Source organism: Ruminococcus flavefaciens ATCC 19208 (genome assembly GCF_000518765.1).
GTDB classification, from domain to species: Bacteria; Bacillota; Clostridia; order Oscillospirales; family Ruminococcaceae; genus Ruminococcus; species Ruminococcus flavefaciens.
Genome location: NZ_KI912490.1, coordinates 153,560 through 171,902 on the forward strand (window position 1 = coordinate 153,560; position 18,343 = coordinate 171,902).

General features: G+C 34.9%; 16 protein-coding genes. 2 read left to right on the top strand and 14 right to left on the bottom strand.

Annotation, left to right across the window (positions count from 1 at the left end):
- From L870_RS17355 to L870_RS17370, 12 genes are all read right to left on the bottom strand, one after another.
- Positions 1-1,551 carry a lipopolysaccharide biosynthesis protein gene (locus tag L870_RS17355; protein WP_051411518.1) on the bottom strand — a complete coding sequence of 517 codons (1,551 nt, stop codon included), beginning with the start codon at positions 1,549-1,551 and terminating at the stop codon, positions 1-3.
- Positions 1,538-2,584 (bottom strand): polysaccharide pyruvyl transferase family protein, encoded by a 1,047-nt coding sequence (locus L870_RS0110925; RefSeq protein WP_037272040.1) that lies wholly within the window; start codon positions 2,582-2,584, stop codon positions 1,538-1,540. Before L870_RS0110925 ends, L870_RS17355 begins: the two co-directional genes overlap by 14 nt.
- A gap of 12 nt (positions 2,585-2,596) precedes the next feature.
- Entirely contained in the window at positions 2,597-3,796 is a 1,200-nt protein-coding gene (locus L870_RS0110930) for a glycosyltransferase (protein WP_051411519.1), read from the bottom strand.
- 55 nt (positions 3,797-3,851) lie between these two features.
- Positions 3,852-4,991: an EpsG family protein gene (locus tag L870_RS0110935; protein WP_162148444.1), complete on the bottom strand. Its 1,140-nt coding sequence runs from the start codon at positions 4,989-4,991 to the stop codon at positions 3,852-3,854.
- 185 nt (positions 4,992-5,176) lie between these two features.
- Positions 5,177-6,325: a glycosyltransferase family protein gene (locus L870_RS0110940; RefSeq protein WP_028518180.1), complete on the bottom strand. Its 1,149-nt coding sequence runs from the start codon at positions 6,323-6,325 to the stop codon at positions 5,177-5,179.
- Between the two features lies 1 nt (position 6,326).
- Complete coding sequence (locus L870_RS18575; RefSeq protein ID WP_051411520.1) at positions 6,327-7,301, bottom strand: glycosyltransferase family 2 protein; 975 nt, start codon at positions 7,299-7,301, stop codon at positions 6,327-6,329.
- Positions 7,302-7,403: 102 nt separating this feature from the next.
- The gene (locus L870_RS0110950) at positions 7,404-8,525 is read right to left on the bottom strand and encodes a glycosyltransferase (RefSeq protein ID WP_155250192.1); all 1,122 of its coding nucleotides are present in this window, start codon (positions 8,523-8,525) and stop codon (positions 7,404-7,406) included.
- 16 nt (positions 8,526-8,541) lie between these two features.
- Entirely contained in the window at positions 8,542-9,087 is a 546-nt protein-coding gene (locus L870_RS0110955; RefSeq protein ID WP_028518182.1) for an acyltransferase, read from the bottom strand.
- Entirely contained in the window at positions 9,084-10,190 is a 1,107-nt protein-coding gene (locus L870_RS0110960) for a glycosyltransferase family 4 protein (RefSeq protein ID WP_028518183.1), read from the bottom strand. The genes L870_RS0110955 and L870_RS0110960 overlap by 4 nt, the downstream gene beginning before the upstream one ends.
- The gene (locus L870_RS0110965; RefSeq protein ID WP_028518184.1) at positions 10,191-11,072 is read right to left on the bottom strand and encodes an NAD-dependent epimerase/dehydratase family protein; all 882 of its coding nucleotides are present in this window, start codon (positions 11,070-11,072) and stop codon (positions 10,191-10,193) included.
- Positions 11,069-11,998, bottom strand: coding sequence for a sugar transferase (locus L870_RS17365; protein ID WP_278244611.1), 930 nt, complete (start codon positions 11,996-11,998; stop codon positions 11,069-11,071). Before L870_RS17365 ends, L870_RS0110965 begins: the two co-directional genes overlap by 4 nt.
- Positions 11,999-12,084: 86 nt before the next feature.
- Positions 12,085-12,627 carry a PglD-related sugar-binding protein gene (locus L870_RS17370; RefSeq protein ID WP_080676426.1) on the bottom strand — a complete coding sequence of 181 codons (543 nt, stop codon included), beginning with the start codon at positions 12,625-12,627 and terminating at the stop codon, positions 12,085-12,087.
- Positions 12,628-13,881: 1,254 nt separating this feature from the next.
- On the opposite strand from L870_RS17370, the gene L870_RS0110980 reads away from it, so the two are divergent.
- Positions 13,882-15,375: a nucleotide sugar dehydrogenase gene (locus L870_RS0110980; protein ID WP_028518185.1), complete on the top strand. Its 1,494-nt coding sequence runs from the start codon at positions 13,882-13,884 to the stop codon at positions 15,373-15,375.
- A gap of 3 nt (positions 15,376-15,378) precedes the next feature.
- A complete protein-coding gene (locus L870_RS0110985; protein WP_028518186.1) occupies positions 15,379-16,446 on the top strand; it encodes an NAD-dependent epimerase/dehydratase family protein in 1,068 nt (355 codons plus the stop codon).
- Between the two features lie 807 nt (positions 16,447-17,253).
- Here L870_RS0110985 and L870_RS0110995 read toward each other — a convergent pair.
- A complete protein-coding gene (locus L870_RS0110995; RefSeq protein WP_028518187.1) occupies positions 17,254-17,937 on the bottom strand; it encodes a hypothetical protein in 684 nt (227 codons plus the stop codon).
- 173 nt (positions 17,938-18,110) lie between these two features.
- The gene (locus L870_RS0111000; RefSeq protein WP_028518188.1) at positions 18,111-18,338 is read right to left on the bottom strand and encodes a hypothetical protein; all 228 of its coding nucleotides are present in this window, start codon (positions 18,336-18,338) and stop codon (positions 18,111-18,113) included.
- Positions 18,339-18,343: the final 5 nt, after the last annotated feature.

Genomic DNA, 18,343 nt, shown 5'->3' on the forward strand with positions numbered 1-18,343 from the left:
TTATCTTACTCCTTTCAATTTACTTGTAATTTTTCTTGTCATCGGTCTAAAGTACTTATTTGTTAATTGATTCATAGAATCACTTTTATAATTAAAAAGTAGTACAAATAGGAAACCTATAAAAGCAGATACAATTGCGCGTAATATAACACATATTAAACTATCTCCTATAAATTTGCATATAAACATAGAAACACCAGCAGCAACTATCATTACCACAACCTGTTTTATTTGATTAGTATAAAATAAGTAAACAGGTTTTTGAAATTTTGAGAACAATATTTTAGGTTCATACCAATACTGACTGACAAGTTTAGCAATAAATGTTGCCGCTAATATACCCGGCACACCAAATAGTTTACCAAGAATAATTGAAAAAACGATATTAAGCCCCGCAGTAATCAATAAAATAAATCTAACCTGTTTAAACAAACCCATTGTTTCTCTAAACAACCAAACGGGATTCATAATAGTCGCAAGAAACATGTTTAATGTTATAACAATAACCCAACTATAATTCATAACATGTTCTTGCCCAATCCAAATTGTTATAAATGGCTGAAAACAATTAATTAGACAGCAAACGAACACAGTACCAAAAAAGGTGAAAATCAAGCATAATATATTAAACATTTTATAAGAAGCTTCCATATCTTTTTCTGAGTTCAAACTTCCTAAACTTGCGGTGATACCTATAATAAAAATATTCACAAAATTCATTATATAAGTAACTATCAGATAATAGTTTGAATAATATCCTACAAATACTGTTCCAACAAGAATAGAAATAAGTATATTATCAGTATTATTAAGAATTACAGCCGCTATTTTATATAGAAAAGTAGATTTGATATTATCGACTATTTTTCTCTTATCATCACTTTCCAAACTAACTGTATTAGACTTAAGATGCTTTAAATATGGATATTTCCGATTTGTAATACAATTCATCATGATATTCCTTAATATCGTAAATACAACTTGGATTATCAAGTAGCCTATGAATTCCTTACATACTAATAAATAGATAATTTCTGTTGAATACACACAAATAGTGGTCACTATATCACAAATACTACTAATATAATTGTTTTGGTCAGCATTTATAACAGTAGTTTTATAGATCACAAAATAAGATACCACAGAATTTGTAAGAAACAGCAAATAATAGAGTATCAGTTTGTCTAATGGTAATTCACTATTGATTATATATTTAAGAAACGGAACTAGCGCCAGTCCTATCACACTAATAGCAAATGCTATTCCATAGTATATTTTTTTAAAATATACAACCAAAGATTTTACCTTCTCCGTATTGTTATTTCGCAATGCAGAGTATAGTGAATAATTTAATACATTGCCAACTCCAAGTTCAGATAAAGCTAATACTGCTAAAATATTGCTATATAAGCCATTTACACCGTTATATTCAACACCTAGTTGCCTGATAAAAATTGTTTTAGTAATAAAAGCCAAAAGCATTACTATAAGTTTGCTTAATACACCTACCAAAACATTTCTTGAAGCTTTTTTTGTTCTACTCTCGGCCATTATTGTTACCTCTAAACTGAGATTTCCATTTTTCTATATTATTTAATGGAATTGTAATGGAAGTAGGTTGTTCAGAATTAATCCATTTTTTTAATTCCAACTCAATATTATTGGAATGTATGATGGGTAAATTTGTATCTTTAGCTATTTCTAAGGCACGATTATCAACCTCAATGATACATGAACGTTTTTTAAAGTTCAACGCTCTTATTCCGCCATGCAATCTTGTACCAATATAATCTGTATCATGTGTCGTCAAAAATTCATCATAAGATTTTAAAGACGGTGCAATTATTTTGACACGATTATAATAGCCAAGACTTTCAAGATATGAAATATCTTCATATGATTGAAGCCATAAATATACATTATCATATGAAGATAATAGAATTTCAAGGAACTTTTTATCTCTTTCTCGATTCTTACGATAATCAGTTATTGTAGTAACAACATTATTAGACCTTTTTGAGGGTATATCCAAACAAAAATCAGGAGTTAACCTCCACATTGTTGGACATGCAGTGTTAATTACATTATTAATACCAATCTCCTTGAGTTTGCGTTCGGTATATGAATCTCTAACAGAATGAATAAATTTTTTATCTAATAATTGCCTTAACACTAATTGTGTATATAATGTAGGACGACTTTGATAACTCCACCATCCAACTCCAAGAAGAATAATGTTAATCTTTGACAAGTTATTAGTGATTTTTTTTAAATCATAAAGTTTTCGCTTTGGAATATTAGAAAAAGCGATTCTATAAGGCGTTCTCAAATCGACTTCCCATTGCTTATAACGAAGCATATTCGAAGAAAGTAAATTGGTACCACAAACAAAAGTATAATCCGATGATAAAATCGCTTGTCCCCCAACTTGTGATACTTTCTCTCTTGAGGGGAGGCAAATTCCTTGATAATCTCCAAATAAATCAATCAAGATTTTATCACAATAATCGTTAATTATATAATCCCCAGCATTTGCAGTTGAAATAAAAGGGGAAATTTTTGCAATTCTCAAAAAATGGTTCATATTAACTCCTTATTATTCATATAGATCAATATACTCTTGATATTTAAGATACTTATCAAATGCTTTTGAACGCTTCAAACAATCCTCTAATGTAAATGTTTTATTTGTACAAATACGAACAATTTGTTTTTCCATTTCATCAATATCATCAATATCTACTACATATCCTGTTTTATCATCAACTATCTCAGGACTTCCACCAGTCCTAAACGTTAATACTGGCGTGCCACATGCAATTGCTTCCATATTTACAGTTGGATAATTTTCTTCTCTTGAAGGATTAACAAACAAATCAGCCACAGAGTATAATTCTGCAAGTTCGTGCTGATCATGTGTATTATGAATCGAAATAATATCATTTGGAATAATTTTATCGATTTCTTTATTTGTACCAACCAGTACTATTTGAAATCTATTATCTAATCTTTTAGATAATTCAATAAAAACATCAAGCCCCTTTTTTTTCCCCCATCCATAGGCCACACCAAGAATAATATATTTTGATTCTAGTGAATTGTTTTGCCTAAAGTCACTTTTTGTTGGTCTAAATATATTTAAATCTATTCCATTATTGATAACCGATATCGGATAATCCTTCAAAAATGATTGTTTCACAAAATCTGCAAGCCATTGGGATGGTGTTATTATCTGTAAATTATCAATTTTAGTAAACCAATGCTTTTTGTGTTCCCATAAATATTTCGACCTATCTCTTTTAGTAATGGGATAAGTATTTAGTTGTGGGCAGCTACTGCATCCAGCTCCTTTCCATTTGTAACAAGGAATAGACACAAAATGCGGACAACGTCCAGTAAAAGCCCAACAATCATGAAGAGTCCATATAACTGGTATTTTATGCTTTTTAATATATCGGAAAAGTAATGGGAGGTTGATATAACTATCATGTAAATTATGAAAATGAAACGCCGAAGGATTTACTTTTTTTACTTTTCTCAAAAAAAGAAGGGTAGCTAATATAGAAAAGCATCCGTTATATCCTGTATACATCGCCAATGATCTCGTTATTTTTAAATACCAAGATGGGCAAATTACTATATCTTGCTTTTGGGCTGGTAAGTTTTGAGCATTTTGAGGATAAGCCTGATACACTACATATCCTTTTTTTTCAGCTTCATCAGAAATGCCTTTCATAATATTTCCCGTGCTTCCATAATTTCCCAGATTCACTTCAACTATTATTTTTTTTTTCATAATATAACTCCTAATTATTCTTGTTTTCCTCTAAATCATTGGTATCTATAAAGCTTTAAGACCCAATAAAGTCCCTAAATTGATTATTCCAAAAAAAGTAATAATCATAATGAATAATGGGATTGATATTTGATAGAATTAATAAGAAACACATTTCAACTGCTTTTGTCCTTCTTATTTTTCCTTTGTACTTAGACAGTATTGTAGCATAACTAATCATTATGTATGGAATAAAATAATTAGTATATCTTTGTAACATATAAATACGAGATGAAGCAATAGCTACTACTAAACAAGCGATACATCCATTAACACATATTCTATCTTTATCATCATTGAAGTCAATTGTATTTAGATTCAAGAGTACATAAAGAGGTAATACTATCAATTTAATTAATGTAAATAATGGTGCACCTTCATTCATTCGGTATGCCCCCTCTTCCATGTATTCAGGAAACAAAACGCTTCCAACAAATGAGTTAATAATTGGGGTAAACAAAAAAATCAATATAAGAAATATAGTAACACTCACTAATAGATTAGTTTTATTACGAATTCTTAATCGTAAAAAGAAATAAACTGGCAAAAGCACAATTGCTGAAAAGTGAAATAATGAAATTCCTAATACACATAATAAATAAGTCTTAAACTTTCCCTTTATAATTAAACTAAAGCACAGAGCAAACAATCCAGCCGCTATTATTTGCTTATGCAAATTAAATCCCGCGTAAAAACTCCCACTACATAGTAAAACTAACATAGACATCCATTTACACTTTGAATACTTCTTTATAAATATTGAATAAGAAGACGCAATAATAAATGATGTTATGCTTGAAAAAAGCAGATAATTGTTAAAATATTTTTTAACTAAATATCCAATATAACGAAACCCAAATTCATTATTCCAATATTCCTGTAGATTCACAAGGAGATCACTTTCGAAATAAAAATAATTATGAAAACTATCAAAATTTTGAATAGTATCAACTGTTGAATCTCCTCTAAAAGCCATTTCAACAAATAAAATGATTCCAAAACATATTATTAGAATTTTTGAGTCGTTCCCTTCTTGAGTAATTAAATTATTTTCTTTACAAACATTTAAACTGCTCTTTAAATTTTTTTCTTCAACAGCTTTTGAAATAAATACAATAAAAAACAAACATATAACATTGAACAAAGCAATAGACATAGTTAATTTCATCATCTCCCATATCATTAATATTGAATCCATTTTCACAGGAAAAATCAAAAACAATGAAAATTGATATTATAATGAATTAGGTATAAAAGCGATTTAAAATTTAATTGAGACAGCAATAATTTTTCAATAGCATTGTTTTCAAAAAATAAAATATCATGATACGTTACTTTCAATCAATTACTATTGCTGTCAAGCAAACACATTAATGACTTAACAAATTTCTTATCAAGATCATGCATAATTGAGACGATATCATCGTAATCTTTGATAGTACATTTTCTTATAGCCTCAGCAATGGATACCTCATCAGTATGATCATAATATGTTATTATCGAATCTAAGCGAGAACTACGGATACTTTTTAAACTACTTGATACAACATTCAGTCCACAGCCAAGATACGTTGAAATTTTTGATGGAAAAGCCATTTCATCAAAATCACTACCAGCTTCCTGTAAATTCAAACCTATATGGCACTTTTGTAAAAAAGTAGTATAATCATCTCCAGATAGCGGATCGTGCATAGTTATCCTATTTGATTTATATTTCTTATTCGTAATATCAACTAATTCTTTTAATTGACACATTGCTTTAGAATCTCCAAAAGCAAATATATCTAAATAATATGAATCATCTAAATAATCCATGGCCTTAACAGCTAAGTCTACTCTTCTTAAGTAATCATAACCACCACCATAAACTATATGATAACGGCCATCTTCAAATCGATCTGTTCGTTTTATTGGAACAAAATAAGGCCCATACGCAATTATTCCCTTTTTGCCATTATTACATAATTTTTTATGAATAATATCATTTGCAACAATATATTTTGAAGCCATTTTTATCAACTTTTTCTCTGCCTTTTCAAATTTAACAGATCTTTTATTATTCTTTTCATAATAGAATAATTCTTCTATTTGAACAATTGCTTCAAATTTTTTTATTCTTTTTGCAATCCTTATAGGTAAGGAAAATATAGGTGTATTATATATTAAAACAGTATCATTGCTGCCAGCATTAAATAGTAAATAAAAAAACAGAACTACAAGTCTAGTTATTACACCAAACTTACTTAACCCTCTTTTTTGAGAAGAAAAATTACCTAGATATATATGTTCTTCTTTTTTATCAATGATACATTTTTTATTTCCAAAAAAGCCATTTTTTTGATACCCTATTGCAGAAATAACTTTAAGGGACAAACCTGCTTTTTTTATTGCTGATATTATATATTCCATTTTATAATTCTCAGCTCTCGATCCCATTGGCTTTCGTTCTTCAATTAAATCAGAATAATATGTTCCAACATAGTATAACACTTTACACACTCCCAAAATGATGTTTCATTCTATACATATGTACATATGGTTTAAACAAAGCAGAAACCAGAATACATTGTATTTTTATTTTTTTATTACGGCATTTTATCACATCCCAAAATGACGAACGTGCTGTTTTTATAAAAAACTTTTCTAATTTTTTATCACTACCGTTACTCTGAATATACTTTGAACATATAGTCATTACTAATCTAAACCTTATAAGCCCAACATATTCCGACTTTAGTCTTCTATCTTTTGCCACATACGATTTTATCGTTTTCTCAACTTTTAAGCATGACATTAGTTTATCCGTAATACCGCTTGTGTTTGCACTACCTGGACGTTGTACGTAATTATTAACAACACTGTCACTAACATATACATTTTTTGCTTTACATAATAATCTAAATTGAAACTCTAAATCTTCAAGATGATGTATTGAGATACTTAATCTCTGATTATTAATAATACTCTTTTTGTATATACAACACCACAATGAAGTTGGAAAATTCTGATTTGCTAAAAAATCTATACATTCGTAATTTGAGTAAAGTCCTTTATTAATATTCCAAGCTGTAACTATTTTATTACCAATTCTAATTTTAGGAAACACGCATATATCCGCTCTATGTGTTTCAATTTCTTTTATCATTATACTGATAGCATTTTTTGAAATGGTGTCATCTCCGTCAACAAATGTAATATAATCACCTGTTGCGTTATCAAGCCCCATATTCCGCGCTGATGATACCCCACCATTCATCTTGTGAATTACGACAATATTTGAATGTAATGCCGCATAATTATCACATATTTCAGAGCTATTGTCAGAAGAACCATCATCTACTAATATTACTTCTGTGTTTATATAGTCTTGGGAAAGAATACTTTCAATACATGCTGTAAGATATTCGCCGACATTATAAATCGGCACTATTATAGATACTTTGTTTTCGCTAAATGAATTACCCATAATAAGACCTTTCTATATTATTTATTCAATATATGATTTCGTTAAATTAGAACAAGCAAAAATTAATATATTTAACTACGCCAAACGCAAACATTCCATATTTTAAGTATTCAATCTTAAAAAAGATTCTATTGTAGTTAGATATTTGTGATAATCAAACATCTCTAATTCAACATTTTTAAAAAAAGGCATTGTTTCAATAGCTTCAGTCAGACTATGTATAGAACAATTTGCTACCAAAACTCCATTACTATCATTAATATATTTAGCTATATCGCTAGTATCATTTGTAAGCACAGGCGTTCCACATGTCAACGCTTCTGCAAGCTTAGTAGGGAAACCTGAATTGCTCACTCTGTCGTTTTCTCTGAAAAAGCAACTATAATTTGCCTTTTTCACATACTCCAAAGCCTCTTGATGAGATACTCTTCCATGAAAAATAATATTCTTTTTTCTATTTATAGTATTTTTATAATCTGGAAAATAATGTAAAAACTGTTCTTTTGTTACACCAACGATGTCCAAAACATAAGATCTATCAACTTTTGACAAAGCTGAAATTAAAATATCTAGTCGATCCTTTAATCCAGGATTGCCAGCATAAACAAGCCTAAGTGTATCTTTCGTTTTTTTGTGCGGATTATTCCACTTTTCTTCAGATGAATCAACAAGCGTTGGTACGAGCACAACATTTTGTTTATTTGAGTAATACTTCTTCAAATATGTGCTTATAACAATTAGCCCATCAAGCTTCTTATGCAGCATTTTCATTCGATACCAAGTATCGCTATCCTTAAGAATTCTATAAACCAGTCTTTCTCCCTTTGCCGATCTCCATTCAGTTACATCTGCACAACACTTTATTCTGTTACGCTTACAATAACTCATCATCCTTCTCATTGCAATGGCTTGAAAATTATACAGAATCACCATGCAAACTTCATGTTGTTTTTCAATTACTTTTACAAAAGATTTTATGTCTGTTAAATAGTGTAGCCATGCTTTTGCTCCATTAGGATATGGAACAGAATATGTATCAAATCCGAAATAATTTTTTTTAGTTTTGAGAATATTATTAGATATGTTCTTCTCTTTACTTGCATCAATATAAACTACATTGTACCCTAATTTCCTAAATGCTTTGCCGTTACTTAAAACTCTATGTGCAGCCGCATTTTTATCAGGCAATTCAAATCCACCTATATAAACAATTGTTTTAGACACAAATAATCATCTCATTTCATTTTACTTCTTCATTTCTCTTCTGAATAATAACAGAGCCTTCTTTATACTTACCTTTCACAATGCAACCGGCACCTATAACACAATTATCGCCAATCTCTGTTCCTCTTAATATTACTGTATTGGCTCCAATCCAAACATTATTACCAATCTTAACAGGCGTAGTTTTATATTTACCAGACTTCAATCCGTCAGTGGCTCTAAAATCATGATCGTGGTCATATATCTGAACATTTGGACTTAACATCACATCATTACCAATCTCAACTCGTTCTCGACAAGCAATCATATTATTGCAATTGATGGAACTATTATTACCAATAATGCAAATAGCGCCCTTACGAACTCTTATTTTTGCACCATCTCGCATCTTAAATCTCTTGCCAATCTTTAACTTTGCGCCTCTGTCCATAGTAATCTCTGTCAAAGGCGATATTAAGCTGATAATTGGACCTGAGAACGAAGATGGGTGGCATATTTTAGTCCATATTATTTTCATCATTCCACAGGGCACACAAACCGCTGCTCTTACATATTTATTCAAACCTTCTCAACCTCATCAACATATTTTTGAACGACAATCTGCCGGTCAAATTCCCTCTGAACCTTATCTCTTCCAGCTAATCCCATCTTTTTTCTCTCATCATTAGAAAGTTTCATAAATTTATCAATTACTTCAATTAGCTTTTTACCGTTACGACATGGTATCATATATCCATTGACGCCATCATCAATAACTTCTCGACAACCAGATCTGTCCGTAGTGATAATTGGTCTGCCAGAAGCGCTGGCTTCCAAAAGAACATTACTTAATCCTTCAGGATAATATGTAGGATGGATAACACAGTGAATATTCTCTAAGAAATCAGCCACATCATGAATCATTCCGTGATAGATAACTGTTCCGTTTTCGTTATATTCATTCAGTTTTCCTTCGTACTCGGCTTCGCAAAAACCACATACATGGAACTCAGAATTCGGATACTTTTTCTTAACAGCTTTGGCAGCCGCAAGATAGTAATCAACACCTTTTTCTTTCATAATACGACTAATAAATGCGAATCTAACAATGCCATCCTCATCAGAAGGATACTCTCTAACGGGAAATCTATCAAGATTTACACCTGAGCCAGGGAGCATCTTGTGTTTGCCCATAGCAATCTTATTATCGATAAACAATTGTCTGTTCTCAGTATTCTGGAAAAATACGCACTGAATATCTGAAAAAGCATTTCTGTAAAGAGTTAGGAATACCTTCTGCTTCCAGCCACCATTCTCAACCGCTGTTCCAAGGCCAGTAATATTTGCTACAAACGGGATGCCGAGCTGTTTTGCAGCCATAGCACCATAGATATTAGGCTTGATCGTGAAACCAAGGACAATATCAGGCTTAACCTCTTTAAGAAGTTTCTTATAGTCTCTTAAAAGATTAATCTCAGACACTGGATTCATGCCATGTCTGCTGATCACAATTTCATGGAACTTCGCACCTAACGCAACGAGTTCGTCTATCCGCTCACCGTATGTAGACGAAATATGCACTTCATGACCATCATTTAATAAGCGTTCTACGATTTCCAATCGAAAATTATAGATTACTACTTCATGATTAACAAGAAACAACACTCTTTTCTTTCTATTACTCATTTATTTAGCCACATCCTCTGTTAACATGATAGAGCGTCTCAAATTCACAACTCTGTAGTTTTCTTTATATTCACTTAAAGACTGATCATAGGCCAAATTACCGAACGCCTTATCAACGAGTCCAGTAGCCATACCAGCAACCTTCAGTAGGAAAGTACAGCCCTTGACTAAAATAATCCTATTGCAATGTTCCGCAGCAATCATCTTAACAAGCTCACTAGTATTGCTGAACTCAGCATTTTGTGGCCAGAACGTACCTCGTTCCTCATTCTCAATCATGAGTCTCACAAATTCCATGAGATTCTCAATATATAGCATGGAACGGCAGTTATCGACATAAGGGAATATAGGCATCTTCTGGGCAAGCCTAGACATCAGCGGATAGTTGCCCTTGCTGCCCTTGCCGTAAATCATCGGAGGGCGAAGGATAACGACCTTGAAGTTCTCGTCTTCAAGCTTCTTGAGACCTCTTTCAGCCCTAACCTTACTATCACCATAGCAGTTGGCAGGCTTGACCGGAGTTTCCTTGGTTATCATTTTCATTTTGCCGATAGGGGCACTGTCACCGTAAACTATAGCCGATGACATGAAAATAAACTGCTTTACACCAGATTTCTTCGCCTTCATAGCTGTTCTGATGGTCAGCTTTGTGTTTACCTCATAATAAAGTTTTGCTTTCTCCTTACTGATTTTGCCATTATCTGAATGGGCAATACCAGCCACATGATAAACAGTATCATAGCCAGAGAAGTCATACTTCATCCAGCCATCACCTATCATATCCAAAGTGTCTATCTGATATTTCTCAGGCCACTGCTTCATATATTCTTCAAACGAGGTGCCGATGTAACTACCAGCACCTGTGATTAAAATCTTCTTCATAATTCAGCTTTTATATCCTCATCAACCATACCACTTATGTTATTAGCCTTTTCAATTTCTTTTGCTATAGTACCTGTTCCGCCTTCAACTACACCTTTACTCTTAAGCACTGACGTGATTGATCCAAAGAACATCTTAACATCCATAAGAAAGCCAGAAACACTTCCACTTTTTAACGCCTTCGCATAAACTCCATCAAGTTTAGCCTTTTCTGGTATCTCCAACTCATCTCTACCACTGATTTGAGCAAGTCCTGTAAGTCCAGGCTTAACATCGTTAGCGCCATACTTGTCTCTCTCGGCTGTCAGGTAGTCCTGATTCCAGAGAGCAGGCCTTGGACCGATAATGCTCATATTTCCTCGGAATATATTCCAGAGCTGAGGAAGCTCATCGATGCTGGTCTTTCTGATAAATGCTCCTACCTTGGTGATACCACCGTTCTGAAGCATATGCGTCGGTACATCCTTCGGTGTATTCACGCTCATGCTCCTGAATTTCACAAGTTCAAAATAGCCTTTGTTCTGAGCTACTCGCTTCTGCTTAAAGAATACCGGACCCGGATCGTCTTTTTTGATAGCCAGGGCAGTAGCTGCATACACGGGGGAGAGGACTACAAGTCCGCAGAACGAAAGGGCAATATCAATTCCTCGCTTGATATAACCCTCATAGAAAGTCGGGATATGTGTGATGTCCTCCACAGCTTCAAGATGTCCCTGCTTTCCGTCAGCGTTCATAGGATCGTTGATGTCCTCAACGAATACTACTTTTTTACCTTCTACAGGATTTTGTTCTTCCGGCTGATTAGCATATACAGAATCGGGATACTGCTTCTTAGCGATATGACGCATAACAAGATATGTAGCACCTAAAGCCAAACCGGTTACCGTAGCTGCTGTTTTCAGATTTTTCTTAGTCTGTTCTTTCACAATCTCTTACCTCACCCTAAGTATTTTTGATTCAGTAGCCTTGCTATATCATTACCATGTCCTACACATATTACACTGACTGCTTTTTATACGGCAACAGGTAATTTCTCATGCTGTTTAACATGTTCAACCTTCTCGGTATCACATACTTCATTGTAGCCAGTCCTTGTACCTGCCTTGATCTCAGCTCTTGCCTTTACAACAGAGCCGCAGTTGATATGGCATCCATAATGAACAACACTGTTGTGATTCAATATAAATCCTGCGGATATTATACATCCCGTCTCGACATCAACTGCAGTATGAATAACAGCCATAGGCTCAATAAAGCAGCCCTTGCCAATTTTTGCTGAAGGACTGACATATGCCTTCTCATGAATAAGAGTAGGTACTTCATATCCGATATTGCATAATCTTTTTATCAGGTTCACCCGAAGTTCCGAATTACCAATAGCAACGACCGCTGAATCGTATTCATGAATCAGCTTATCAATATCACATATCTTTCCGACAGCAGACGGATATACATCATCGACATAATCAATACGCTCAAAGCACTTCATGGATTCAGCGATTTCTCTGGCGACCATACCATACTGTCCGGCACCAATGATTAGTAAGTTTTTCATAAACACTCCCCCTAAAAAGATTATAAAGATTTAAAGTAGATTAATAATATGACTTATAAAAACCAAAAAATATTTGGTCTTTGAAATACTTTATAAAGAGGTTTTAATAATCAACAGTATGCCCCTTACATACCGTGATTCTTAGCAAGCTCATATCAGCTGCCATCAATATAGCAGTTTATATCAACCAGCCAGGTGTTTTAGTCAAAAACATCGTATAAAAAGCAAAAACAGGCAAAATAGCCTGCATTTAATTACAATCCGGCTTAAAAATAGAACTTGCACGCATAAGCAGAATTCTCCCGGTGTTCAAAGCCTTTTACTATATTTTCCGATAAAGTTACTCCATTATGACCTACTCCTGAAAAAAGCATACTACTCATATAAACACCCTTTATAAAACATTGATAAAATTTGTTTACGAACGCAAGATGCCAATTTTTCCGTTGACAGCCCCATGCCCACGGATTGGCACTCCATAAATTAGTTCATTGAAAACTGGTTGGTTTTATGGTATCCTGATTTACTAAAGCATTCAATTTCAATTTTTTCTTTGCACAGAAGAATAGGCGCTTTTTGCGCATTATTATCTGACCGAAAGTCAACTGGTTGTAACAAATATATCATGTTTTTTAATATGTAGGATTATATCATATTCTTATACATTATGTCAATATATGGAAGTCAATATTGTTGCTATTAACAAATGAAAGCTTAAAATTTTCCGCGATTTATATATTATTTTTAAGATTTTTTATTATTTGTATTACCAGTTCCAATTATTACATTATGTAAATCATAAATTATTTTTAGCAATTAATTTTTAGACAAAATTTATATAATCACATATTATCCATGATATAAAAACTGGATTTGTTGTTCAAAACTACAAAAGAGAAATAATAGATCAGCAACATAAAAAATCCATAGTAAAATCATAGTCAGCTGAGCAGCTACTCAGCCCAGATAATTAGAATTCACCAATAATTGCGCATCAGATTATAAATATGAAATGACAATATGATAACCTTTATATGTAATGACTGCCGAAGAGATTCGGCTGAAGATTAGTGTTCAATTTAACAGGTGTTACTATCAGCAACATCAATAGCACAATACACAAGTGAGTTTGATTTTATGAGTTTATATTCAGCAACATCGATATTGACATCTGCTATAACACCTGTTATAATAATATTATCATATTCAAAACATTTATGTTGCCAATAGCAACATTTGCTATAGGAGGTAATTATGAAGCACTTATCATTGAAGCTGCTTGCCGAAACTGTTATAAGCAGAAGAAAGGCAATCAAGATGTCACAAGTCGTACTGTCTGAAAAAACAGGCATAAACCGTTCGATTATTTCCAGACTGGAAAGCGAGGACTACACACCGTCTGTGGATCAGCTCCTTGCACTCAGCACTGTCCTTGGTTTTAACAATGCTGATGTTCTTGAAGATGATGTAGTTGATGCTGCTCTTGTTGAACGCAAGAAGATAGCTGTCGCAGGAACAGGTTATGTAGGACTTTCCCTCGCAGTTCTGCTTTCTCAGCACAACGATGTTACCGCAGTTGACATTGTGCCGGAGAAGGTCGAGAAACTGAATAACTGGCAGTCTCCGATTCAGGATGACTTCATCGAGCAGTACCTTGCAGAGCATGAAAAGCGCCAGCTTTCCCTCAAAGCTACAACAGACGGCGAATCCGCCTACAAGGGCGCTGATTTCATCATCGTTGCTGCACCTACGAACTATGATCCCAAGACCAACTTCTTTGACTGCTCCGCTGTTGAAGCAGTTCTTTCCCTCATAAAGAATGTAACCGTTAAAAAGAAGAATAAGCCTACGATTGTCATCAAGTCCACTATCCCTGTTGGATACACAGCTCAGGTTCGTGAGAAGATGGGCATGGACAATATCATTTTCAGCCCTGAGTTTCTTCGTGAATCCAAGGCTCTCTACGACAATCTCTATCCGAGCCGTATCATCGTTGGTTCTGATGAAGCCAACATGAAGGCTGCCGAGGAGTTCGCTGCACTTTTACAGCAAGGTGCTATCAAGCCCAATATTGATACCCTCTTCATGGCAACTACAGAGGCAGAAGCAGTTAAGCTGTTCGCCAATACATATCTTGCACTTCGTGTCAGCTACTTCAATGAGCTGGATACCTATGCAGAGGTCAAGGGACTTAAAACTGCAAACATCATCAGAGGTATCTGTCTTGATCCCCGTATCGGCGACTATTATAACAACCCGTCCTTCGGCTACGGCGGCTACTGCCTGCCAAAGGATACAAAGCAGCTGCTTGCCAACTATCAGAATGTTCCTCAGAACATGATGTCTGCTATTGTTGAGTCCAATAGAACCAGAAAGGACTTCATCGCTGACCGTATCATGGAGATCGCAGGTACTTACGGCAACAGTGCTGATTACTCTGCAGAGCAGGAAAGCAAGCAGAAGGAAGTTGTTGTGGGCGTGTACAGACTCACAATGAAATCAAATTCCGACAACTTCCGTCAGTCCTCTATTCAGGGCGTCATGAAGCGTATCAAAGCAAAGGGCGCTACAGTTATTATCTATGAGCCGACACTTGAAAACGGCAGCACCTTCTTCGGTTCACTCGTTGTGAATGATCTGAAGAAGTTCAAGAAGAAGTGCGGCTGCATCGTTGCTAACCGCTACGATTCTGTTCTCGATGATGTTGAAGAAAAGGTATATACAAGAGATCTGTTCAGAAGGGATTAAGATATGAGCAAAGAAAGAATTGACTTGAGCGGCAAGACGATACTTGTGACCGGTTCTCCCGGATTTATCGGTGCAAACCTTGTGCTGAGACTGCTGAAAGAAATGTCCTCCGGCACAGTTGTGAGCCTTGATAACATGAACGATTACTATGATCCGGCACTGAAGGAATATCGTCTTTCGCTGATTGAAAAAGCAGCAGAGGTCTCCTCTGTCAGACACATATTCGTTCAAGGCTCAATTGGCGATAAGGCACTGATAGAGAAGCTGTTTGCTGAATATCACTTTGACGTTGTGGTCAACTTAGCTGCACAGGCAGGTGTTCGCTACTCTATCGACCACCCTGATGTGTACATTGAGTCAAACATCATAGGCTTTTACAATATCCTTGAATGCTGTCGCCGTCACCCTGTAAAGCATTTAATCTACGCAAGTAGTTCTTCTGTTTACGGTGGCAATAAGAAAGTGCCGTTCAGTGTAGACGATAAGGTCGACAATCCTGTATCGCTCTATGCAGCAACAAAGAAGTCGGACGAGCTTATTGCTCATGCTTATTCAAAGCTCTACAACATACCGTCTACTGGTCTGCGTTTCTTCACAGTATACGGTCCGGCGGGCAGACCCGATATGTTCTATTATTCCGCTACTAACACATTAGCCAAAGACGGAACTATCAAGATCTTCAACTATGGTAACTGCAAACGTGATTTCACCTATATTGATGATATTGTTGAAGGAGTTTATCGTGTAATGCAAGGAGCTCCGGAGAAGCAGAACGGCAAGGACGGTCTTCCCCTTCCGCCTTATGCAGTGTATAACATCGGCGGCGGTACTCCCGAGAACCTGCTTGACTACATAAGCACATTGCAGGAGGAGCTTGTGAACGCAGGTGTTCTTCCATCCGACTACGACTTCGAAGAACACAGAGAGCTTGTGGGAATGCAGCCAGGAGATGTTCCTGTGACTTATGCTGACAGCAAAGCTCTGGAAGATGACTACGGTTTCCGTCCTATGATCGGTATCCGTGAAGGACTGAAAAAATTCGCTCAGTGGTATGCTGAGTATTATAAATAATCGTAATGTTCGCAGATAGATTTTCGTGACAAAAAGTCAGTTTTGGCATACAATAATTTGAAGATAATTGTGTCAATTCGGATTCGTTTTTTCAGGAAAAAACGCATTCCAACCACTTGTTTACCACTTATTTGTACCAAAAGCTGCCAAAAAACACTTGAAGCTGCTAAAAGCGAAATCGTAAAATACCGCGAAATACAGCCATTTTCGCAATTTAGCAAAAGCCACTAAAAGTGCTTCTACTTTTTCAATTCCCCTCGCCTCCACCACAAGCTGAGCCAGCTTGACCGCTGCCACGTTGGCGCTCGCAAGCTCGCTCTTTTCTTTCAGAATTTCAATTCTGCTTTCGCTTACGGCAGTCTTTCCGGTACTGTGATACTGCCGCGCAGCCTTTATTGCGTCTCACTTTTGTGAGGCGTTTTTATTTTTTGCGCGGTACGCAGAACATGCACTACTTTGATCGTCCGTGTCGGATTGATGTGTATGTTTGCGGGCGCGCAATGCGCGTCCCAACAGTACGTTCATGTTATTTGCATCGTAAGGCATACACAGGTGAGCGGAACTCGTCCCTACTACTCACTACTCTCTACTAACTATGCACTAATATCTCGGGACTGCCTCGGATCACAGAAGTTCAATTGCAGGGAATTTCAAACATTGAAAACTGTATTTCCATAAAAAATAAAAGGCTGTAAAAAACAGCCTTTTATTAAAGATATAAACTTACTTTTGGATTAAATAATATTTATGTCTTACGAGAATTCCGCCCCAGTAATTATGTTATTGTTTAATTGAACAGTTTATCAATCAATAGTATCTGTGTGTTACGTTGATTGTCTTTGCAACTATATAACTACCTGCTTTTTTCAGTTTGATCGTATAGTTCAGGTTAGTCTTTCCGTTATTTGCTTTGGCTGGATATACCTTTAAGTAATCATACTTTTGTAATCCGTTAGTGCTGTTATTGCCAAGAGTTGATCCTGAACGAACTAATGCACCTGATAATGTCTTTACAATAAGATTTGATGGATACTCAATTGTGTATGCACATGTGGAATAAACAGTAAAGTTTGCATATGAAGTTGCAGCCTTTGAAAGGTAAAGATATGTTGAATTTGTACCAATATACGGCTGATACTGTTTAACGTATAAGGAATGAACAATGTTTCCCTTACTGTTCTTGAAGTAAATATAACCTGTTCTGAATGTGTTGTATGTTTTTACAGTAGTATCAGGCTTTACAGTAACTTTGTAATAGCCGTTTACTACCTTGGAAACAGTGATCCATGAATAATAACCACTGTAACTTGTTGCATCATACTGTGATACATAATATGTTCCGCCTTCGCATGAGCATGTATATGTACTTGAAGAGTATGCTTTTGCTTTTAATGCTCTGTCAGGCATTACTGTGAATATTCCGACCATTACGATAAGTGCAAAAAAGATGCTTAATATAGTCTTGTTTGTTTTAGTAAGAATGTTTTTCATTTTCTCCTCCTGAAATATTGAGTTAAGCGGAAAACTCATATAAATTATAACATTTTATGGTATATTTGTCAACCTAATTTGACGATTATTTTTATATTACGCGTCTAATCATATAACAATTGCAGCTAAAAAACGGACACTATCACACAAGGATAATGTCCGTTATTTTTTACTTAACCGAGAGACTTGAGCTTCTTTTGCAGCTCTATCATATGATTACGACAAGCTGTTATCTCTCCTGTATACTTATTGAACCACTCTACATCTGTTTCGTCAGGCTGCTCCTGAAGCAGGATAGCCTGTACAAGTGCCGACTGAGAACGCGAACGCTTTCTTTCGATCTCCTTGATCGTACTCATGCAGAGCTTTATCTCTTTTTTTAGCTTTCTTTTCTCGCCCATGCTGA